The organism is Pseudomonas sp. TE12234 (genome assembly GCF_054061835.1).
This window is the reverse complement of the sequence record NZ_JBSSEP010000007.1, coordinates 23,543-43,757: the sequence shown is the minus strand read 5'-3', so window position 1 is coordinate 43,757 and position 20,215 is coordinate 23,543. Positions and strand designations below refer to the sequence as shown.

20 protein-coding genes are annotated in these 20,215 nt (G+C 60.0%); 4 read left to right on the top strand and 16 right to left on the bottom strand.

Annotation, left to right across the window (positions count from 1 at the left end):
• The first annotated feature begins 238 nt into the window (after positions 1-238).
• Positions 239-952 carry a UTRA domain-containing protein gene (locus ACVWYU_RS13020; RefSeq protein WP_457372854.1) on the top strand — a complete coding sequence of 238 codons (714 nt, stop codon included), beginning with the start codon at positions 239-241 and terminating at the stop codon, positions 950-952.
• An 11-nt stretch (positions 953-963) separates the two neighbouring features.
• Here ACVWYU_RS13020 and ACVWYU_RS13015 read toward each other — a convergent pair whose 3' ends face one another.
• The 7 genes from ACVWYU_RS13015 to minC form a co-directional block, all read right to left on the bottom strand.
• Positions 964-3,120, bottom strand: coding sequence for a mechanosensitive ion channel family protein (locus ACVWYU_RS13015; RefSeq protein ID WP_457372853.1), 2,157 nt, complete (start codon positions 3,118-3,120; stop codon positions 964-966).
• Positions 3,121-3,197: 77 nt separating this feature from the next.
• Positions 3,198-3,374 carry a hypothetical protein gene (locus ACVWYU_RS13010; RefSeq protein ID WP_162842378.1) on the bottom strand — a complete coding sequence of 59 codons (177 nt, stop codon included), beginning with the start codon at positions 3,372-3,374 and terminating at the stop codon, positions 3,198-3,200.
• Positions 3,375-3,568: 194 nt separating this feature from the next.
• Positions 3,569-4,858: a M18 family aminopeptidase gene (locus ACVWYU_RS13005; RefSeq protein WP_090324075.1), complete on the bottom strand. Its 1,290-nt coding sequence runs from the start codon at positions 4,856-4,858 to the stop codon at positions 3,569-3,571.
• A 206-nt stretch (positions 4,859-5,064) separates the two neighbouring features.
• Positions 5,065-5,700, bottom strand: a complete 636-nt coding sequence (locus ACVWYU_RS13000; protein WP_457372852.1) for an RluA family pseudouridine synthase — start codon at positions 5,698-5,700, stop codon at positions 5,065-5,067.
• 191 nt (positions 5,701-5,891) lie between these two features.
• Entirely contained in the window at positions 5,892-6,146 is a 255-nt protein-coding gene (gene minE / locus ACVWYU_RS12995; protein WP_007974947.1) for a cell division topological specificity factor MinE, read from the bottom strand.
• Between the two features lie 3 nt (positions 6,147-6,149).
• Positions 6,150-6,962 carry a septum site-determining protein MinD gene (gene minD, locus ACVWYU_RS12990; RefSeq protein ID WP_090324072.1) on the bottom strand — a complete coding sequence of 271 codons (813 nt, stop codon included), beginning with the start codon at positions 6,960-6,962 and terminating at the stop codon, positions 6,150-6,152.
• A 200-nt stretch (positions 6,963-7,162) separates the two neighbouring features.
• Positions 7,163-7,900: a septum site-determining protein MinC gene (minC, locus tag ACVWYU_RS12985; RefSeq protein WP_457372851.1), complete on the bottom strand. Its 738-nt coding sequence runs from the start codon at positions 7,898-7,900 to the stop codon at positions 7,163-7,165.
• A 118-nt stretch (positions 7,901-8,018) separates the two neighbouring features.
• On the opposite strand from minC, the gene ACVWYU_RS12980 reads away from it, so the two are divergent.
• Positions 8,019-8,951, top strand: coding sequence for a lipid A biosynthesis lauroyl acyltransferase (locus ACVWYU_RS12980; RefSeq protein WP_090324071.1), 933 nt, complete (start codon positions 8,019-8,021; stop codon positions 8,949-8,951).
• 160 nt (positions 8,952-9,111) lie between these two features.
• Entirely contained in the window at positions 9,112-10,284 is a 1,173-nt protein-coding gene (locus ACVWYU_RS12975; RefSeq protein WP_457372850.1) for a patatin-like phospholipase family protein, read from the top strand.
• Positions 10,285-10,428: 144 nt separating this feature from the next.
• Here ACVWYU_RS12975 and ACVWYU_RS12970 read toward each other — a convergent pair whose 3' ends face one another.
• The 8 genes from ACVWYU_RS12970 to puuE form a co-directional block, all read right to left on the bottom strand.
• Positions 10,429-11,214 carry an outer membrane protein OmpK gene (locus ACVWYU_RS12970; RefSeq protein ID WP_390956881.1) on the bottom strand — a complete coding sequence of 262 codons (786 nt, stop codon included), beginning with the start codon at positions 11,212-11,214 and terminating at the stop codon, positions 10,429-10,431.
• A gap of 377 nt (positions 11,215-11,591) precedes the next feature.
• Positions 11,592-12,377, bottom strand: coding sequence for an outer membrane protein OmpK (locus ACVWYU_RS12965; RefSeq protein ID WP_390956880.1), 786 nt, complete (start codon positions 12,375-12,377; stop codon positions 11,592-11,594).
• A 166-nt stretch (positions 12,378-12,543) separates the two neighbouring features.
• A complete protein-coding gene (locus ACVWYU_RS12960) occupies positions 12,544-13,896 on the bottom strand; it encodes a nucleobase:cation symporter-2 family protein (protein ID WP_090324063.1) in 1,353 nt (450 codons plus the stop codon).
• A 178-nt stretch (positions 13,897-14,074) separates the two neighbouring features.
• Complete coding sequence (locus tag ACVWYU_RS12955) at positions 14,075-15,376, bottom strand: urate hydroxylase PuuD (RefSeq protein ID WP_457372849.1); 1,302 nt, start codon at positions 15,374-15,376, stop codon at positions 14,075-14,077.
• Between the two features lie 50 nt (positions 15,377-15,426).
• Positions 15,427-15,930 (bottom strand): ureidoglycolate lyase, encoded by a 504-nt coding sequence (locus tag ACVWYU_RS12950; RefSeq protein WP_085716886.1) that lies wholly within the window; start codon positions 15,928-15,930, stop codon positions 15,427-15,429.
• Positions 15,931-16,054: 124 nt separating this feature from the next.
• Positions 16,055-17,050 carry an allantoicase gene (gene alc / locus ACVWYU_RS12945; protein ID WP_090324060.1) on the bottom strand — a complete coding sequence of 332 codons (996 nt, stop codon included), beginning with the start codon at positions 17,048-17,050 and terminating at the stop codon, positions 16,055-16,057.
• A gap of 88 nt (positions 17,051-17,138) precedes the next feature.
• The gene (uraD, locus tag ACVWYU_RS12940) at positions 17,139-17,654 is read right to left on the bottom strand and encodes a 2-oxo-4-hydroxy-4-carboxy-5-ureidoimidazoline decarboxylase (RefSeq protein WP_090324058.1); all 516 of its coding nucleotides are present in this window, start codon (positions 17,652-17,654) and stop codon (positions 17,139-17,141) included.
• A complete protein-coding gene (gene puuE, locus ACVWYU_RS12935) occupies positions 17,651-18,577 on the bottom strand; it encodes an allantoinase PuuE (protein WP_090324056.1) in 927 nt (308 codons plus the stop codon). The genes uraD and puuE overlap by 4 nt, the downstream gene beginning before the upstream one ends.
• Before the next feature lie 435 nt (positions 18,578-19,012).
• Between puuE and uraH the strand changes: the two genes are divergently transcribed.
• On the top strand, positions 19,013-19,366 hold the full coding sequence (uraH, locus tag ACVWYU_RS12930; RefSeq protein ID WP_008031462.1) for a hydroxyisourate hydrolase: 354 nt from the start codon (positions 19,013-19,015) through the stop codon (positions 19,364-19,366).
• A gap of 187 nt (positions 19,367-19,553) precedes the next feature.
• Here uraH and ACVWYU_RS12925 read toward each other — a convergent pair whose 3' ends face one another.
• Positions 19,554-20,180 (bottom strand): LysE family translocator, encoded by a 627-nt coding sequence (locus tag ACVWYU_RS12925; RefSeq protein WP_457372848.1) that lies wholly within the window; start codon positions 20,178-20,180, stop codon positions 19,554-19,556.
• Positions 20,181-20,215 lie beyond the last annotated feature (35 nt).

The following is a 20,215-nucleotide window of genomic DNA, read 5'->3' as shown; positions in this document are numbered from 1 at the left end:
CGATATTGGAGGGTGCCCGGTAAGCGTAGACCATGGGCAAAGACCCGCTAGACAGGGCACTTGGCCGGTGAATTGCAGGTTTTCAATCGACCCTTGGATAACGTTCGGAATGACCGTTCGGTAGGTTGTCATCTCTCAGTCATCTGCACTGCCTACGCTTGCAGAACGTTGATCGAGCCGATTTGTCGTGCGGTTCCGCCCCGAAACAGTGCTGGTCTAGTCCAGATAGGTAACATTGATGCGCGATGAGGCAGTAAAAGCGGTGACAGCCATTGGCCAGGTGCTTCAGGAGCAGCTCGACCATGGGCTGTTGGCTCCCGGCAGCAAGTTGCCGGCCGAGCGCAAGCTCAGTGAGCTGTTTGGCACCACGCGGATCACTGTGCGTGAGGCCTTGTTGCAACTGGAAGCCCAGGGGCAGATTTATCGTGAAGAGCGACGTGGCTGGTTCGTCTCGCCACCGCGCCTGGCCTATAACCTGATGCAGCGCAGCCACTTTCACGCGATGGTCAGCGCCCAGGGGCGGGTGCCATCTACCGAGGTGATTTCGGCGCGATTGCAACCGGCGTCAGCGGCGGTCTGTGCCTGGTTGCAACTGCCGGCATTGTCGAGCGTGATTCAGATTTGTCGCTCGCGGCGTATCGATGGGCGGTTGGTACTGTACGTGGAGCACTACCTCAACCCGCAGTATTTTCCGGGGATTCTGGCGTTCGATTTGAATCAGTCGATCACTGAGTTGTACGCGCGACACTACGATTTGCACTACGGCCGGGTGCGCTTCGAGATTGTGCCCACCGCGTTGTCGGCCGATGCGGCGGCGGCTTTGCGCGTTTCGGTGGGCAGCCCGGGCTTGAGTATCGCGCGGGTCAATTACGATCAGCATGAACGCCTGATCGACTGCGATCTGGAGTTCTGGCGACATGATGCGATTCATGTCGGTGTGGATGTGGTCTGAGACGTTGGGGGCTATTCCTTCTGCGGGCCGCCGCCAGCCGTGATGACTTGCACGCTCATTCGCGGTGTCGCCAGGTCCATGCCCGCTTCATCCAGATGGCGTTTGAGTGACAGGTTGAAGGCACGCGAAACCTCCCACTGCTTGATCGGCGCGGTCTTGAACCGGGCGCGCAGAATCGCGTTGCCGGACTCGAAACTTTCCACGCCCTGAATTTCCAGTGGCGACCAGATGTTGCGCCGTTGCAGCGGATCGGTGCGCATTTTCTGCCCGACGTCGCGCATCAGTTTGATCGCGTTGTCGATGTCCATGCTGGCAGGCACCGCGACCCGGAAGATCGCGTAGCCGAATTCCCGGGAATAGTTCTTGATGCTTTTGATTTCGCTGAACGGAATGGTGTGGACGATGCCATCGATATCCCGCAGGCGCACGGTTCGAATGGTCAGGCCTTCGACGGTACCCAGGTGACCGCCGACGTCAACGTAGTCATCGATGGCCAGGGAGTCTTCGATGATGATGAACAGCCCGGTGATCAGGTCGGCCACCAGCGACTGGGCGCCGAAACCGATCGCCAGGCCGATCACACCGGCACCGGCCAGCAGCGGCGTGACGTTCATGCCCATGTTCGCCAGGGCGACGATCAGCGCAATGATGAAAATCGCCACGAACAACACGTTGCGGATCAGCGGCATCATCGTCTGTGCACGGGCATTGGCCGGGCCTTTGCGCGAGCGGGTGAGGGCGTGATGCACGGCGGTATCGCTGAGAATCCAGATCAGCCAGGCAAAGATCAGGGTGCCGCCGAGGCTGAACAGTTTGACGCTGACCTCATGCCCGTCGCCTTCGGTGAAGCGGATCAGCGACATGCCCCAGACCCGCAGACCCAGTTCGATGAACGCCAGCCACACCAGCAGGTGGGCGAGGGTATAGCAGAAGCTTTTCAAGCGTTCCGAGTACAGTGCGTGACGCTTGCCCCCGCGCTGCGGCTTGAGGGCATGGCGGCGCACCAGCCCGTTGATGACCATGCACAACACCAGCAGCACGGTACAGATCAGCGATTGTCGCAGCGCGGTGCTGGTGTCGCCGGCCGAGACGAAGGTGGCGAACAGGGAAATCCCCACCAGCACCAGCGCCGGCACGTACCAGAAGGTGCCAAGGATATCGATGGTATCGCTGAGGGCACGGCGGGTCAGGCGCCGGGACAGTGGCTGATTGCGGATCAAGTGGGCAATCGGCCGGCGGAAACGCAGGATGAACAACCCGGTGGACAGCGCCGCCAATACGTTGGCCACGGTCGCGGCGGTATGCGCCAGGTGTACGCCAAGGCCGTCGATCAGGCGTGGGTCGTTCAACGCCTCGCCAAACGCGGCGAAGCTGCCAATCAGCCATAACGGCCGAAAGGCCTGATGCCGGAGGATGTACAAGGCGCGGTGGCGGTGGGGACCGTCGAGCAAGGAAAAGGCGATCACACAGATCGCCGAAAAACAGGTGCCGACCACCAGCGCATACGCCAGCACCATGGCCAGGCTCTTGCCCAACGACGAAGGCAGCGCGTAGCTCATGTACACCGTGATGACCAGGGCTATCAGCCACGGCCCCAGTTTGCGCAGGGCGAAACGCAACATGTCCAGGGCCCTGGGGTGTTGCGGCAGTTCTTCGGTCAGGCCGAAGCGCATGCGCACCCGATGGCTGACCCAGATCAGCGCCGCCGCCAACAGGCTCCAGACCATCAGGATCATGGCGAAGGCGAAGACCATCGGCAGCCACTCACTGGCCGGCAGCACCAGTGCAGTCAGTTCGTCCTTGGCCAGGTCGAACTCGTCGGACCAGCGAGTGATCGGGCTGTCGACGCCGGAAAACTGTTTTTCGAAACTGGCCAGGGTCCCGCCAATCAGCCCCAGCACGCCTTCTTCCGCGGTGGGTTGTGCCTTTTTCGTGGCATCGCGCAGCTTCTTCAGGTCTGCCAGCAACTGGGTGCGCTGTTGATCGTTCTCCAGTGACTTGATCACTTCGTCCAGGGATTGCCCCAAGGGCACTTGCGCCTCGGGCTGGGTCTTCCCCGAGCTGTTGAGCAGGCCCGGCAAACCGACCGCCTGGGCAGGCGCCATCGGCAGCAGCGTCATGAGGCAGACAAGGAACAGGCACGGTAGGGCGAACAGGCGAGCGAACACTAGGCGGTCAACCTCGGGATGAGCGGGTCGATCGAGTGTACGAGCCCGTGAAAATCAATGCGAGTCGGGGTGAGGATTTATTCGTTGAGTTTGGCGAGGATCTTGAACACCACGGTGGCGAGGATGGTGAGCATGCCGATCCACATGGCGAACACGCCGAGATTCTTGTCGCGAAAATTGAAACCGATGGCCAGCAGGATCATTCCGACCAGAATCGGGACCAGCATGGCGTGGAACGAGGAGAGCGAGATCATGGCGACTGCCTTGTCGAAAGGGATGGTTAAAGTTTAGGCGGCTTTTGATGGGGTGCAGTGAGGTGTATCAGAAATGCATCACTGCAATCATGAACTTTGCGTTGAATTGGCTGATGTCATTGCGGGCAAGCCCGCTTCCACAGGTTAATGCGAATCCCTGTGGAAGCGGGCTTGCCCGCGATGTTTTTCAAGGGTTACGGCAGCTCGCGGCTGGCGTAGAACGCGCTCAGTACCTTGACCAGGTGCGCCAGGTCATGGCTGCCGCACAGCTCACGGATCGAGTGCATGGCGAAGGTCGGCAGGCCGATGTCCACGGTGCGTACGCCCAGATGACTGGCGGTGATCGGACCGATGGTCGAGCCGCAGCCCATGTCGCTGCGCACCACAAAGCTTTGCACCGGCACTTCTTCAGCCATGCACAGGTGGCGGAAGAACCCGGCGGTTTCGCTGTTGGTGGCGTAACGCTGGTTGCTGTTGACCTTGATCACCGGGCCGGCATTGAGTTTCGGGCCGTGGTTGGCGTCGTGTTTGTCGGCGTAGTTGGGGTGTACGCCGTGGGCGTTGTCGGCCGAAACCAGCAGGGATTTCTGAATGGTCCGTACGAATTCATCACCTTCGGGCAACAGGCGGCGCAGCGTCTGCTCCAGCATCGGGCCATCCGCGCCGCAGGCCGAACAGGAACCGACTTCTTCGTGATCGTTGCAGACCAATACGCAGGTTTCTTCGGTGTCGGCATTTAGCAGCGCTTGCAGGCCGGCGTAGCACGACAGCAGGTTGTCCAGGCGCGCGCCGGCAATGAAGTCGCCGTGCAGGCCGATCACGGCAGCGCTTTGGGTGTCGTAGAAGCTCAACTCGTAATCGAGCACGACGTCGGCGTTCAGCCCGTGTTCGCGGGCGAGTTGGTCGGTGAGCACGGCGCGGAAATCCACGCGTTCGTCGCCGGCAAATTGCGCGAGCACAGGTGGCAGCTCGGTCTGGGCATTGATCGCCCAGCCCATGTTGGCTTCGCGATTGAGATGAATGGCCAGGTTCGGGATGATCGCAATCGGTGCCTTGAAGTCGATCAACTGGCTTTCGACCTTGCCGTCGCGGCGGAACGTCACGCGGCCAGCCAGGGACAGGTCGCGGTCGAACCAGGGGGCCAGCAGTGCGCCGCCATAGACTTCGACACCCAGCTGCCAGAAACCCTGGCGCTGCAGTTCCGGCTGCGGCTTGACCCGCAGGCACGGGCTGTCCGTGTGGGCGCCAACCAGGCGAATACCGCCATGCAGCGGCGAATGACGGCCCATTTTGACCGCGACGATCGAGGAGTCGTTACGGGTGACGTAGTAGCGGCCATTGGCCTCGGTGTTCCATGGCTCGCGCTCGTCGAGGCGCTGATAGCCCGCCGCTTCCAGGCGCTGAACCAGGCTGGCGGTGGCATGAAAGGGGGTGGGGGAGGCCTTGAGGAAGTCGATCAGGCCTTGGTTCAACTCTTCGCGCATGTGTTAACTCCAGACAGCAATGGCGCCAGTTTAACGTATTGGCCTGGTAAATGGCGCCGCACTGATGGTTGAGGCGGGCGCAGATATTGAATCTGGAGGAGAACCCTGTGGGAGCTTGCTCGCGATGATGGAGTGTCAGCCAGCATCCCGCTGGATGTGCCGGCCTCATCGCGAGCAAGCTCGCCCACAGGTTTTGCGCCCGTGGATTAGAACGGTGCCGGGCACTCGAAGCGCAGGCGTTCGCCCGTTTGGGGATGGGTGAAACTGAGCATGCTGGCATGCAGGCACAGTCGCGGCCAGGCGGCGAGTGCCTGTTCGTGGGCGTAGAGCCCGTCGCCCAGCAGCGGATGTCCGATGGACAGCATGTGCACGCGCAGTTGATGCGAGCGACCGGTGATCGGCGTCAGTTCGACGCGGCACCAGTCACCGCAACGTTCCAGCAAGCGCCAGAACGTCAGGGCATGTTTGCCGAATTCATGGTCGACCACATGGCGTGGCTTGGTCGGCGGGTCGTAGCGCAGCGGCAAGTCAATGCTGCCGCTGTCGAGTTCCGGCTGACCCCAGCACAGTGCGGTGTAGGCTTTTTCGGTCTCGCGGTCGTGAAACTGCCGAGACAATTCGCGATGCGTGTCCGGGTCGCGGGCCAACAGAATGATGCCGGACGTTTCCCAATCCAGTCGGTGGACGATTCGCGCTTCCGGGTAGCCATTTTCTTGCAGGCGGGTGATCAGGCAGTCCTTGTTGTCGTCGGCCCGGCCGGGGACGGAAAGCAACAGGGTCGGCTTGTTCACCACCAGCACGGCGGCGTCCTGATGAATGATATGGATATTGGACAACGGCATTAAACAGCCTCGTTACAAACGCCAACGGCGGTTCGATCATTCATACGCCCCTCTCTGTAGGAGCTGGCTTGCTGGCGATGCAGGCAACGCGGTCTGACTGTCACAACGCGTTGATGCTATCGCTGGCAAGCCAGCTCCCACAGGGAAGGCGTTTCGAATGATCGAGCCGCCGTGGCTCCTGCCGGATCGACTCAGCGATCGGGCAGGGTGATGTTGAGTTCCAGAATCGAGCAGCTGCCCTGGCTTTCCAGTGCGACGTGCACGTCATCGGACCCGATATTGACGTACTTGCGGATCACCTCGACCAGTTCCTTCTGCAAGGCCGGCAGGTAGTCCGGGGTGCTGCGTTGGCCGCGTTCGTGCGCCACGATGATCTGTAGACGCTCTTTCGCTACCGACGCGGTGCTTTGCTTTTTGTTGGCACGAAAGAAGTCAAAAAGGTTCATTGCTTAGTTGCCTCCAAACAGGCGCTCGAAGAATCCCTTCTTCTTTTCATCGAGGAAACGATGTTCCACGGTCTTGCCCAACAGGCGGTCAACGGTATCGCTGTAGGCCTGGCCGGCATCGCTCTGGTCGTCGAGAATGACCGGAATACCCTGGTTGGATGCCTTGAGCACCGCCTGGGATTCCGGGATCACACCGAGCAGGGTCACCGAGAGGATTTCCTTGACGTCTTCTACGCCGAGCATTTCGCCTTTGCTGACACGCTCCGGGTGGTAACGGGTAATCAGCAGGTGCTCCTTGATCGGATCCTGGCCCTGTTCGGCACGACGGGACTTGCTGGCCAGCAGGCCGAGCATGCGGTCGGAGTCACGAACCGAGGACACTTCCGGGTTGGTCACGACAATCGCTTCGTCAGCGAAGTACATGGCCAGGTGGGCGCCCTTTTCGATGCCGGCCGGGGAGTCGCAGACCACGAACTCAAAGTCTTCCTTGAGTTGCATCAGGACTTTTTCCACGCCTTCAACGGTCAGCGCGTCTTTGTCGCGGGTCTGGCTGGCGGCCAGCACGTAGAGGTTTTCCAGGCGCTTGTCTTTGATCAGGGCCTGTTGCAGGTTGGCTTCGCCGTTGACGACGTTGACGAAGTCATACACCACGCGGCGCTCGCAACCCATGATCAAGTCGAGGTTACGCAAGCCGACGTCGAAGTCGACGATAACTGTTTTGTGACCGCGCAAAGCGAGGCCGGTACCGATAGCGGCGCTGGTGGTGGTCTTACCCACACCACCCTTGCCGGATGTAACCACGAGAATCTTGGCCAAGGTGTTTCACCCCTAAGGAAAAAGGACTTTTAGCCCCTGAAAAACATCTCTTGAAAACTACTGCAGTCGGACAGCCTTGGCTGGAACCCGGTCCCTGGCGGCGTTTACCCCCGGTAAACACTGCTTTCGACCTTTTTCCTACTTCGTTTGAGCCGTTTTCGCTACGTTTTAGAGATGCTTGGAAAATGCGGCAGTATCCGTTAAAGCCGAATGATGTTCAACACATCGCCCGACAGGCTCACCTGTACGCCCGAACCCCATAGAGGATCGCGACGCAGGTCTTCGGAAACCTTGTAATGACCGGCGATGGAAACCAGTTCAGCGCTCATTTGCTGACAGAAAATCCTGGCTTTCGTGTCGCCTTTGACCCCGGCCAGCACACGGCCACGCATCGGGCCGTATACATGGATGTTGCCATCGGCGAGAAGTTCCGCCCCCGGGCTGACCGACGAGATCACTACCAGGTCGCTGCCCTGGGCATAGATCTGCTGACCGCCGCGCACCGGTGAGGTGATGATTTTCGTCGGCTTGATGGTCGGCTCCGGTGGTTTTTCCGGTTTTTTCGCTACCACCCCTTCGTTCAGCTCCAGCGGACGCTCGCGGGCACCGGAGGGCGGCAACACCGGCAGATCGACGGCAATCGCGGCCGCGATGTCTTCGATGCGGCTGGCGCGGATCGCCAGGGTGCGCAAACCATGTTGGCGGCAAACGCGCATCAGGCCGGGCAGGTCGACCGCGCCTTCGGTGGCCGGCAGTTTGTCCAGGGCCAGTACCAGCGGCGCGTTGCTGAAGAAGTTCGGCGCCTGGGCGACCTTGGCGGCCAGTTGCCGGTCAAGGCTTTCGAGGTCGTTACGGGCCAGTTCCATCACCGTAATGGCGAGCATGCTGCCCTTCAGCTGGAACACGGGATCTTGGTCTAGCGGTTCGGTTTGGCTCATGGTTGGCATACAGCGACTTGTCACTAAAAGTGCCGAGACTTATAACGAGAACGCCCGCAGGCCGCAAGCCGGGTCGAACGATGTAGAATGCGCGGCCATTGTCATTTCGGAACCTTTAATGGATCGCCCGCGTTTTCGAACAACCTTTCTTTCTCCGCGCTTCTGGCCGCTGTGGTGCGGCCTGGGGCTGTTGTGGCTGATTGTGCAGTTGCCGTATCCGGCATTGCTGTGGATCGGTCGTGCGCTGGGTGCCTTGATGTATCGCGTGGCCGGCGACCGACGGCGCATTGCCAAGCGCAATCTGGAACTGTGTTTCCCCGAAAAAACCGCTGCCGAGCGCAAGCGCCTGCTCAAGGAAAACTTCGCCTCCACCGGCATCGCCTTTTTTGAAATGGCCATGAGCTGGTGGTGGTCGCGCAAGCGCCTGGCGAAACTGGCCCACGTCGAAGGGCTGGAGCATTTGAAGCAGGCCCAGCGCGAGGGCAAGGGCGTGATCCTGATGGCGCTGCATTTCACCACGCTGGAAATCGGCGCGGCGCTGCTCGGCCAGCAACACACCATCGACGGCATGTACCGCGAACACAAAAACCCGTTGTTCGATTACGTTCAGCGCCGTGGCCGCGAGCGGCACAACCTCGATTCGCTGGCGGTCGAGCGCGAGGACGTGCGCGGCATGCTCAAATTGCTGCGCTCAGGCCGGGCGATCTGGTATGCGCCGGATCAGGACTACGGCGCCAAGCAAAGTATCTTTGTGCCGTTGTTCGGCATCCAGGCGGCCACGGTCACTGCCACCAGCAAGTTCGCACGGCTGGGCAAGGCATGGGTGGTGCCCTTCACCCAGGAGCGCCTGGCGGACGGCAGCGGTTATCGCCTGGTGATTCACGCGCCGCTTGAAGGCTTTCCCGGCGAAACCGAAGAGGCCGACTGCCTGCGTATCAACCAGTGGATCGAAGGCGTTTTGCGCGAACACCCTGAGCAATACCTCTGGGCCCATCGCCGCTTCAAGAGCCGTCCACCCGGTGAGCCCAAGCTGTACGCCAAACGCGGTTGAACCACGATCCCTCGTAGGAGCGAGCCTGCTCGCGAAAAACCCGAGAGCGCCGTGGAATGTCAGACTCCTGGCGTTACCGTTGACGACCTTCGTCGGAGCGCCGCCCGGAGCCGGCTCGCTTCTACAGTGACATCCCATCAAGCACCATGGAGCGTTGTGCATGAGTCCAAAGGAACCGGTTACAGGGTTGATTCTTTCCGGCGGCGGGGCGCGGGCGGCTTATCAGGTCGGCGTCCTGGCGGCGATTGCCGAGCTGTTGCCGTTGGGCGCGGACAATCCGTTTCCGGTGATCGTCGGCACTTCCGCCGGGGCAATCAACGCCGTCAGTCTGGCCAGTGGAGCGACGGATTTTCGCGCGGCCATCGAGCGTCTGACCGCGTTCTGGCAAGGTTTTCGCAGCCACCTGGTGTTGCGCAGCGACTGGCCGGGGGTGATCCACCAGGCCAGCCGCTTTGTCAGCCACAGCTTGCTCGGACTGGGCGCCCGGGTCCCGGTGGCGCTGGTCAATAGCTCACCGTTGCGCAGGCTGCTCAACAGCAAATTGCAGATGAACGGCATCGCCGAAGCCATCGCGCAAAAGCAGTTGCATGCGGTAGCCGTCACCGCGTTCGGATACGAGTCGGGTCAGGCCGTCACCTTCTATCAAGGGGGCGGCACGATTGACGCCTGGCTGCGTCATCGAAGAATCGGCATTCCAACCCAATTGTCCGTTGAACATTTGCTCGCCAGTTCGGCGATTCCGCTGCTGTTCGCCCCGGTGAAAATCGGCGAGGAGTATTTCGGCGATGGTGCGGTGCGCCAATCGGCGCCGATCAGCCCGGCGCTGCACCTGGGGGCCAGTCGAGTGCTGGTGGTGGGGGTCAGCGGCAACCCGCGGGGTTTCGACCCGGAGCAGCCACTGCAACGCGCCTACACCGGTCAGCAACCGTCCCTGGCGCAGATCGGCGGGCATCTGCTCAACAGTACGTTCATTGATAGCCTGGAAGGTGACATCGAGCTGCTGCAGCGTCTGAACCAGTTCAGCCACCTGTTGCCCGACGGTACGCCAACCCGGGCTTTGGGCGTGGCGCCGGTGGAAGTGCTGGTGATTTCACCCAGTCAGCCCATCGATGAAATTGCCGCGCGTCATCGCCAGGAACTGCCGGCGGCACTGCGCCTGTTCCTGCGCGGGCCGGGCGCGACCAAGACCAGCGGGGCGGGGGTGCTGAGTTATCTGTTGTTCGAGGCGGGGTATTGCAGCGAATTGATCGAATTGGGGCGGCGGGACGCGCTGGCCAAGAAGGAAGAGCTGTGCCGGTTTCTGGGGTTGGCGCAACCTGCGGTTTCGGCTTGAGGCCGGCGGCGCGGCCATCGTCGGAATGCCGGCCGGAGCAAGGCGGGCTCCCACAGGTTTTGTGTCTTTCGCCAGATGTGAACGACACAGAAACCTGTGGGAGCGTGGCTTGCCCGCGATGGCGTCCTTACAAACGCCGTCAGATCAGAAGTGGTACTTCACCAGCAGGCTGGTCGCGCTCTGATCGGTCTTGAAGGACTCGCTGTCTTCAATCCCGTACTTGTTTTTCCAGTAATCGTACTCGACGCCCACATATAGCTGCTTCGCACCGATATTCAGCGCTTTGCCCAGGTCGTACTTGATCTGCGGATTGAAGTGCAGGTTGGCGTGGTAGGTGCCCTTGGCATTGGTGTCGTTGTCGACCACCCAGTCCATGAAGCCGTCGATCAGGATGCTCGAATCGCCCACGGGAATGGTGTAGGACCAGACTGGCGTGATCTGCCAGATGTTGTCGCCCGGACGACTGCCTTCGGTGTGGCGGTTGTAGAAGTTCAACTGGAAGTAGTCGAAGCCGGGGATCGCCAGGTCAAAACCAGGACCGATCAGGTAGGACTCGGTATCGTTTTCACCGAACTCGTAAGTCATGGCGAGCAATACGTCCTTGACCGGACCGAACTCGAGCTTCTTGTCGAAGATTTTGCCGAACGACAGCCGCGGGCTGATTTCACCGTAGTAGGTGTTCGAGCCGGCGTAGGCGTCGCCCTTTCCGTTGTAGAAAATCTTGTCGACGAACATGAAGTTGTCGCCGTATTTCCAGGCATCGGCGTGTTCGAAGGTCACCGTCTGTTGAATGGTCGGGTTGACCCGGAAGTCCCTGCCATACAGATAAGTCAGGCTGTTGTTCTGCCATTGCAGCAGATCGCCGGCCATGGCCTGGCCCCCTGCCAGCATCATCCCCGCCAGCATCAGGCTAGTGCACGTACGTTTCATTCGGTTGCTCCCAAAAAAGTAGGTGGTTCCACGTCATTTTTTTAAGGTCGGCGCTCTGGTGTGGCGCCTTTTTCTGTTGCGATAAAAAATCATCCATTCGGTCAGCTTTAGTGCTGTTAGCAAGAGCTGCGCCAAGGCATTCGAAAAGCAAAAAAACTCCCGCTCGGCTGCTCAAGAACAGTCGATTGAGAGGGGTTTGGGGATGCCTTGGTACCGTCCAGAGCCGGGATAAGTTGGCTTTCTGGTCAGGAATTAAATCCGGGCTTTTTTTTAAAGCGGATTCAGGCGGCCGCGGAGAATACTGACTCCTCGGCCAGGTCTCAAGTGCCCCGCAACAGCGCACCGACGACAGGTTTGGGGCACGGTTGCGGGTCATCTTAGAAATGCACCTTCACCAGCAGGCTGGTGGTGTTTTCATCGGTGTCGAGATTGGCGTTGTTTGAGATGCCGTATTTGTCTTTCCAGTAGCTGTACTCGACGCCGACATACACCTGTTTTTCGCGCCAGCCCAGGGCTTTGCCCAGGTCGTACTTGATCTGCGGGTTGAAGTGCAGGTTGGCGTGATAGGTGCCGTGTGAGTTCTGGTCGTTGTCCACCACCCAATCGATGTAGCCATCGATCAGCAGGCTCGAACGCCCCAGTGGAAAGGTGTAGGACCACGCCGGCGTGATTTGCCAGACGTCATCGCCGGGACGCGAGCCTTCGGTGTGGCGGTTATAGAAGTTCAAGGTGAAAAAATTGAAGCCCGGTACCGCGAGGTCGAAACCTGGGCCGATCAGATAGGCCTCGCTGTTGTCTTCGCCATTCTCGTAGGTCATGGCCAGCAGCACGTCTTTGATCGGGCCGAATTCGAAACGGCGATCGAGTATTTTGCCGAAAGAGAGGCGAGGGCTGAACTCGCCGTAATAGGCATGAACGCCTTTGTTTCGATCCCCCTTGCCGTTGTAGTAGGTACTGTCGACAAACAGGAAGTTGTCACCGTACTTCCAGCGGTCGGCGTGCTCGAAGGTCACCGTCTGCTGGATCGGCGGATTGACCGCGAAATCCTTGCCGTACAGATAGCTCAGGCTGTTGGTTTGCCACAGCAGTAAATCGCCAGCCATGGCTTGAGTGGCGGCCATCAGACCGCCTCCCAACAACAGGTTTGTGTGTGTGCGGATCATCTGTTGCTCCTTCTTGTTCTTATTGTTTAAGGCGCAGGCAACCCCTGCCCTGTAGGCGCGAGCCTTCTCGCGATGGTCGTCAACGATTACGCGTGTTACCTGGATAAACGCGGTGTCTCGAGTCCATCGCGAGCGGGCTCGCTCCTACAGGGGGGATGGTTACCTGTCAGTGAGCGTGGCAGTCGTTAATGGCTGCGCGTTCGGCGCCGCCGAGGATGTTGAACAGCAGGTTCAAGGTCAGCGCGCTGAGCGTGGCCATGGCGATACCGCTGTGGGTGATCGGGCTCATCCACACCGGCAGGTGGGCAAAAAACTCCGGACGCACCACCGGGATCAGGCCCATGCCGATGCTGACCGCCACCAGCAACTGGTTGCGCCGGTCGCCGATATCGGCTTCCTGGAGAATCTTGATGCCGGTCGCGGCGACCATGCCGAACATGGCAATGGCGGCACCGCCGAGCACCGCTGGCGGAATCGAGGCCACCAGGAACGCGGCTTTCGGCAACAGGCTGAGGACGATCAGCAAGCCGCCGGCCACGATGGTCACCGAGCGGCAGCGCACGCCGGTCATCTGCACCAGGCCAATGTTCTGGGCGAAGGAGGAGTGGGTGAAGGTGTTGAAGAAACCGGCGACAAACGAGGCGCCGGCATCGCACAACAAGCCGCGCCGCAGCATGCGCGGGCAGACTTCCTGGCCGGTGATCTTGCCCAGGGCCAGGAACATCCCGGTGGACTCGACGAAGATGATCACCACCACCAGGCACATCGACAGGATCGGCGCGAGTTCGAATTTCGGCAGGCCGAAATGCAGGGGGGTGACGAACTGCAGCCACGGCGCCTGGGCCATGCCACTGAGGTCGACCATGCCAAGCAGGCCGCAGAGCACATAGCCCAGGCACATGCCGATCAGCACGGAAATATTGACCCAGAAGCCGCGCATGAAGCGATGCACCAGCAAAATGGTGCCCAGCACCAGTGCGGCGATGGTCAGGTAAATCGGCGAGCCGAATTGACTGGCGGCAGCACCGCCACCGGCCCAGTTCACGGCCACGGGGAACAGCGATAAACCGATCGAGGTGATGACCGTGCCAGTCACCAGCGGCGGGAAGAAGCGTACAACCTTGGACATGAATGGGGCGATGATCATGCCGAAGAACCCGGCGGCGATGGTGGCGCCGAAGATTCCTTGCAAACCGATACCGGGCATGCCGGCCATGGCGACCATGCTGCCGACGGCGGCGAAACTGGCGCCCATCATCACGGGCATGCGAATGCCCACGGGGCCGATGCCGAGTGACTGAACGATGGTGGCAATGCCAGCCACCAGCAGGTCGGCGTTAATCAGAAAGGCAATTTCTTCACGACTCAGGCCAGCGGCCTGTCCGATGATCAGCGGCACCGCGATGGCACCACCGTACATCAGCAGAACATGTTGCAGACCGACCAGGATCAGTTGCAAAAGGGGCAAACGCTGAATGGCGGGTGCGTCGGGGATGCGCGCTTTGGAGAGCTCGGACATGCAACACCTCGGATCTTTTTTATTCTTGTGATTTTGTGCATCAGGGTGACCTGTGGCGAGGGAGCTTGCTCCCGCTGGGCTGCGAAGCGGCCCCAAAAAACGGGAGCGCTACGCACTCCAGCGGGAGCAAGCTCCCTCGCCACAAAAAAAGCCTGCTCATCACAGGCTTTCGCATTGCTTAATTGGTCTGGGCTCCCTGAACAATCCAGGCACCGATCAGGTCACGTTCCTGCTGGGTCATCTTGGTGATGTTGCCCAGGGGCATGATCTGGCTGGCGACGGCCTGAGCCTGGATCCGCGCAGCGTTCTGGCGGATCTGCTCGGGGGTGTCGAACATCACACCGGCCGGAGCCGCGCTGAACAGCGGGCTGGTCGGTTTGGCCGAGTGGCAAACCGCGCAACGTTCCTGAATCACACTGTGCACCTTGTCGAAGCCAGGACCTGCATTCGATGCTTGTGCCGGAGCGGCAGCAGGCGTCTCGGCGGGTTTTGCTTCAGCGGGTTTCAAACCACCACCCAATGCCGTTTCCGGCAGCGGTTGGTATTCGATCTTCGCAGGCGCCTTGGCCACGTCCGGGCTGGTCATCGGTGCAGGGCCGGTGACGTAGGCCAGGCTGATCATGCCGACCGCTGCCACGGGCAAGGTCCAGGCAAACTTGTGGCTGTCGTGACGGGTGTTGAAGTAGTGACGAACCAACACCGCCAGTACCGCGATCCCGGCCAGGATCAGCCAGTTGTATTGGCTGCCGTAGGTGCTCGGGAAGTGGTTGCTGATCATGATGAACAGCACTGGCAAGGTGAAGTAGTTGTTGTGACGCGAACGCAGCAAGCCTTTGGCTGGCAGCGCCGGATCCGGCGTGCGGTTCTCGGCAATCGCCGCCACCAGTGCCCGTTGCGCCGGCATGATGATGCGGAACACGTTGCCGACCATGATGGTGCCGATGACTGCGCCGACGTGCAGGTACGCACCACGACCGCTGAACACCTTGCTGAAGCCGTAAGCGGCGCCAATGATCAACACGAACAGGATGAAGCCGAGCAGGGCAGGGCGTTTGCCCAGGGCCGAGTCGCACAGGAAGGAGTAGACGAACCAGCCGATGAACAGCGAGCCGATACCGATGGCGACGCCTTCAGGACCGCTCAGGGTGCTGCCGGGAGCCAGCAGGTAGAGCGTCGGGTTGGAGTAGAACACCACGCACAGCAGCGCGATCCCCGACATCCAGGTGAAGTAGGCTTCCCATTTGAACCAGTGCAGGTTGTCCGGCATGGTCGGTGGGGCCAGTTTGTATTTTTCCAGGTGGTAGATACCGCCGCCGTGGATCGCCCACAAATCACCGGCCAGGCCACTTTTCGGGTTGACCCGATTGAGGTTGTTTTCCAGCCAGACGAAGTAGAACGATGCGCCGATCCAGGCCACACCAGTAATCATATGAACCCAGCGCACGCTCAGGTTCAGCCATTCCAACAGATGTGCTTCCACAGTCTTTACCTCTCGCCTGTCACTCTGTTGTCGAGTGATCAGACCTTCTCTTATTGGTGGGGGGCGAGGATCAAACGCTCATCCTCTTTGAAAAAATGCTCATCGCAGTTATTGCCTGTGCCACTGCGATCAACCACCAGGAAGTCATCCCGCTTTTCGATCGTCAGCACCGGGTGGTGCCAGACGCCGCGATGGTAATTGATGCCCTGCCTGCCGTTGGTAACGAAGGCGCGGACCAAGCCTGATACAGGTACATCGCCAAGTGGCGCGACCACGATCAGAAAGGGGTTGCCGAGCAGCGGAATGAAAGCCTGGCTGCCCAGCGGATGGCGCTCCAGCATGCTGACGGTCAGCGGCATGTCCTGCGCGTCGGCGCGGAAGATGCTGATGATCGCCTTGTCTTCTGGCGTGGCGGTTTCCACCGTCGCCAGTTTGTGAAAGCGCATGGTCGAACCGTTGTTGATCATGAAGTGATCGCTGCCGTCGGTTTCGATCACGTCACCGAAAGGGGCGAAGGCTTCTTTGGTCAAAGGTTCAATCGTCAGTGTGCGCATGCTGTTCTTATCCGAATTCTGTGTTGTTGGTTCTATCGTCATCGCTGGCAAGCCAGCTCCCACAGGTTGTGTGTACACCACAATTCCTTGTGGGAGCGGGCTTGCCCGCGATTAGGGGCGACGCTTATTTCGCGACCTTGCCCAGAACACGCAGGCGGCTCACACCACCATCCGGGAATACGTTCAGGCGGATGTGGGTGATCGGGCCCAGTGCCTTGATCTGCTCGGCGAAGGTGTGCTCGGCGTGCATTTCCAGCTTCTGGCTTGGCAGCAGTTCGCGCCAGAACAGCGATTGGGTTTCGATCTGGCTGTCGGTACCGCCCTTGACGAAGGCGCCCTGGATCGAGCAGCTGTCCGGGTAGTTGCCCTTGAAGTGCAGGGTATCGACGATGATTTTCTCGATTTCGCCCGGGTGGCCCAGTGCGACGATCACCCAGTCATTGCCCGGTGTACGGCGACGCGCGGTTTCCCAGCCGTCGCCCATGTTGATGCCACGGCCCGGGTTGAGGATGTTGCTCATGCGGCCGAAGTGTTCGTCGGAGCAGGCGAGGGCGCGGCCACCGTTGAGGGCTGCAGCCAGGTCGACTTGCTCGTTGTCGCCCACAGCGGACCAGTCGCGGAACGGAATGCCGTACACGCGCAGACGGGCAACGCCGCCGTCCGGGTAGATGTTGAAGCGCAGGTGGCTGAAGGCCTGGTCGTTGTTGATTTCGTGGTAGTGGTGACTGTTGCCTTGCAGCTCCACGGCGGACAGCACTTCAGTCCACTGGGTGTTTTCGTTCGGCTCGCCTTCGGCCAGGAAGCAGGCTTCCAGGGAGGCCGACGGCGGGAAGTTACCGGTGAAGAATGAAGTGTCGATGTCGACGCCTTTGATCGAGCCAGGCACGCCCAGGCGGATCACTGCGCTGTCGTAGCCTTCAAAGCGCTTGCGGCGCGATTCCCAGCCGTCCATCCACTTGCCGTTGTCATCGAACACGCCCTCCTTCCAGACGGCCGGAGTCGGTTGGAACAGACGATTGGCGTCTGCGAACCAGTCATCGGTGACCGAGATGATTTTGGTGCCCAGGCGGGCGTCGGCCAGGTTGACGAACTTCTCGAAAGGTACGGCGTAAGCTTTCATTCTTCTTGTCTGCCTTTAATAAGTTGGCTTGGGATGCTCTCAGGGCCCTGGGCGATTTGTGCGTTCAGTTACGCTCGGGCCAAGGTCGCTATAGGGTCAGTAAACGGAACAGGGCGATCTTGTTGATCTCCGCCAGCGCGCACTTGAATTCGGTGTCGACCGAGTTGTGAATGCGCGTTTCGAACGCCGCGAGGATCTGATGCCGGTTGCTGCCTTTTACCGCCATGATGAAGGGAAACTTGAACTTGGCTTTGTAGGCGTCGTTCAGCTCGGTGAAGCGCTGGAACTCTTCGGCCGTGCATTGGTGAATACCGGCGCCAGCCTGTTCATTAGTGCTGGCTTCGGTCAACTCGCCCTGGACGGCGGCTTTGCCGGCCAGGTCCGGGTGAGCATTGATCAGGGCCAGTTGGCTTTGCTGATCAGCACTCAACAGGATGTCGCTCATGCGCTGGTGCAGGGTTTCGATCTCGTCGATCGAAGCGTCCTGGCCCAGCTCGAAGGCTTTTTCGGCCACCCATGGCGAATGTTCGTAGATATCGGCGAACGCGCTGACGAAAGCGTCGCGGCTCAGGGTCGATGGCTTGATGGATTGAAAGGTGCTCATTTGGCAGCCCCTTGGTACGGGTGGGTTGCTTGCCAGTGGCGTGCAATGTCGACGCGACGGCTGAACCACACCTGTTCATGACTTTTAGCGTATTCGATAAAGCGCTTGAGCGAGGCCAGACGCGCCGGACGGCCAATCAGACGGCAGTGCAAGCCAATCGACAGCATCTTCGGTGCTTCGGCGCCTTCGGCGTACAGGACGTCGAACGCGTCTTTGAGGTATTCGAAGAAATCGTCGCCCTTGTTGAAACCCTGGACCTGGGTAAAGCGCATGTCGTTGGTGTCCAGGGTGTACGGGATCACCAGGTGCGGCTTGCCGGTCGGGTTGTTCGGTTCCCAGTAGGGCAGGTCGTCGTCGTAGGTGTCGCAGTCGTAGAGGAAACCGCCTTCTTCCATCACCAGGCGACGGGTGTTCGGGCCGGTGCGGCCGGTGTACCAGCCCAATGGGCGTTCGCCGGTGATTTCGGTGAGGATGCGGATCGCTTCGAGCATGTGCTCGCGTTCCTGGGTTTCATCCATGTACTGGTAGTCGATCCAGCGGTAGCCGTGGCTGCAGATCTCGTGGCCGGCTTCGACCATGGCGCGGATCACGTCCGGGTGACGCTGGGCGGCCATGGCGACGGCGAAGATGGTCAGCGGAATGTCGAATTCCTTGAACAGTTTCAGAATCCGCCAGACACCGGCACGGCTGCCATACTCGTAAAGCGATTCCATGCTCATGTTGCGCGCGCCTTGCAGCGGCTGCGCCGAGACCATTTCAGACAGGAAGGCTTCGGATTCCTTGTCGCCGTGCAGGATGTTGCGCTCGCCGCCTTCTTCGTAATTGAGTACGAACGACAGGGCGATGCGGGCATTGCCCGGCCAGTGTGGGTGAGGAGGGTTACTGCCGTAACCGACCAGGTCGCGTGGGTAGTCAGCGCTCACTGCAGGCTTCCTTCTTATTCGATGATGACGGTTGGTGCGACGCAGCTGAAAAACTCGATGGCAGGCTGGCGTCACAGCGATGGACTGATTGTATACAACTTTATATTCAATTTGTAAGCCTGATTTTTTGCATTTTTCTTTAACGGTCATCTTTTCGTGCGCTTGACCCGGTCCTGCAAGAAACCTGCCTGATAGGTCAGCTAATGGCTGGAGGGTTCAACAAGTCCGCGGTTCAGCCGTTAATCGCCGGGAAATCCGTGGATGGCGCTGGTCGCGGTAAAAATGTCGTTTTTATTGTGTACAATTTTTTTGAAAAGTGTCTTAATCAGTCGCTCGCCGCAGCTTTTCGTGCTCCGAAACGGTGCGGTCTCCTTTTCAACTGACTTCGGGAGGCGCGAGGTCTGACTGCTTCATGCAGGCAGGCGCGCAGAATCAATGGGACGTTTGACTACACATGTTTTGGACGCTGCACATGGCTGCCCGGGTAGCTCGATCAAGGTCGAGTTGTACCGTGTTGAAGGTTCGCAGCTGGAATTGGTCGCCAGCGCGATAACCAACAGCGATGGCCGTGTCGATGCACCGTTGTTGCAAGGTGATGACTACCGTACCGGGGTCTATCAGGTTCAGTTTCATGCGGGCGATTACTACCGCGCCCGTGGCGTTCAACTGCCGGAACCGGCGTTCCTGGATGTGGTGGTGCTGCGTTTTGGCATTTCTGCGGAGCAGGACCACTATCACGTGCCCTTGCTGATTTCGCCGTACAGCTACTCCACGTATCGCGGCAGCTGATCCCCCAAGCAGCTGCCTCAACCTGGAAGCGACTGCGCATATAGCTTCTTTGGTCTTTCGCCCGCTCACACTGCGGGCTTTTTTTCGCCTGGAGAAAAGTGGTGCCTGCGCTGGCGCTTTCGCCGGCAAGCCGGCTCCTACAAGGTGATTCGCACGACCTGTGGGAGCTGGCTTGCCAGCGAAGCTCTTAACGGCTGAGCAGGGACGCTGCCCCGGCTCCACTGAACAACCCGGCACTGATCCGGTTGAACCAGCTCTGCCCCTTGCCACTGCGCAGATACCGCGCCGCGCCATGGGCACCCAGCCCGTAAGCCAATTTGCACATCAGGTCCAGCACGGTCCAGGTGGCAATCATCACCAGCAACTGCGGGAGGAACGGCTGTTCGGCGCTCAGGAACTGCGGGAGGAAGGCGGCGAAGAACAGAATGTCTTTCGGGTTGCTCGCACCCAGCATGAAGGCGCGCCCGAACAGGGCACGAAAGCGTGGCGCCGGGGCCGCTTGAGGCACTTCGGCGCCATGGGCCGGTTGACGCGATTGCTGCCAGCTCTGCCAGGCGAGGTAGAACAGGTACAGCGCACCGACGATCTTCAATGCGCTGAACAATTGCTCCGACGCCAGCAGCAGCGCGCCCAGACCCAGCGCCGAAGCGCTCAGCAGGCAAATCGAGGCAATCACGCCACCGAGAAAGGCCGGGTAGGAACGCACCAGACCGTAATTCAAACTGTTGCTGATCATCAGCAAAGACAGTGGCCCCGGGATCAGGATCACCACCAGCGCAGCGCCGCTGAACAGCAGCCAGGTTTCCAGACTCATCACTTTCCTCCATTTGCACAAAAGCCTCACCCGAC

Excerpts from the sequence above, each read along its gene's own strand:
- ACVWYU_RS13020 (WP_457372854.1), top strand. The coding sequence starts at position 239 with ATGCGCGATGAGGCAGTAAAAGCGGTGACAGCCATTGGCCAGGTGCTT.
- ACVWYU_RS13010 (WP_162842378.1), bottom strand. The coding sequence starts at position 3,374 with ATGATCTCGCTCTCCTCGTTCCACGCCATGCTGGTCCCGATTCTGGTC.
- ACVWYU_RS13005 (WP_090324075.1), bottom strand. The coding sequence starts at position 4,858 with ATGCGCGAAGAGTTGAACCAAGGCCTGATCGACTTCCTCAAGGCCTCC.
- ACVWYU_RS13000 (WP_457372852.1), bottom strand. The coding sequence starts at position 5,700 with ATGCCGTTGTCCAATATCCATATCATTCATCAGGACGCCGCCGTGCTG.
- minE (WP_007974947.1), bottom strand. The coding sequence starts at position 6,146 with ATGAACCTTTTTGACTTCTTTCGTGCCAACAAAAAGCAAAGCACCGCG.
- minC (WP_457372851.1), bottom strand. The coding sequence starts at position 7,900 with ATGAGCCAAACCGAACCGCTAGACCAAGATCCCGTGTTCCAGCTGAAG.
- ACVWYU_RS12980 (WP_090324071.1), top strand. The coding sequence starts at position 8,019 with ATGGATCGCCCGCGTTTTCGAACAACCTTTCTTTCTCCGCGCTTCTGG.
- ACVWYU_RS12975 (WP_457372850.1), top strand. The coding sequence starts at position 9,112 with ATGAGTCCAAAGGAACCGGTTACAGGGTTGATTCTTTCCGGCGGCGGG.
- ACVWYU_RS12970 (WP_390956881.1), bottom strand. The coding sequence starts at position 11,214 with ATGAAACGTACGTGCACTAGCCTGATGCTGGCGGGGATGATGCTGGCA.
- ACVWYU_RS12965 (WP_390956880.1), bottom strand. The coding sequence starts at position 12,377 with ATGATCCGCACACACACAAACCTGTTGTTGGGAGGCGGTCTGATGGCC.
- ACVWYU_RS12960 (WP_090324063.1), bottom strand. The coding sequence starts at position 13,896 with ATGTCCGAGCTCTCCAAAGCGCGCATCCCCGACGCACCCGCCATTCAG.
- ACVWYU_RS12950 (WP_085716886.1), bottom strand. The coding sequence starts at position 15,930 with ATGCGCACACTGACGATTGAACCTTTGACCAAAGAAGCCTTCGCCCCT.
- alc (WP_090324060.1), bottom strand. The coding sequence starts at position 17,050 with ATGAAAGCTTACGCCGTACCTTTCGAGAAGTTCGTCAACCTGGCCGAC.
- uraD (WP_090324058.1), bottom strand. The coding sequence starts at position 17,654 with ATGAGCACCTTTCAATCCATCAAGCCATCGACCCTGAGCCGCGACGCT.
- uraH (WP_008031462.1), top strand. The coding sequence starts at position 19,013 with ATGGGACGTTTGACTACACATGTTTTGGACGCTGCACATGGCTGCCCG.
- ACVWYU_RS12925 (WP_457372848.1), bottom strand. The coding sequence starts at position 20,180 with ATGAGTCTGGAAACCTGGCTGCTGTTCAGCGGCGCTGCGCTGGTGGTG.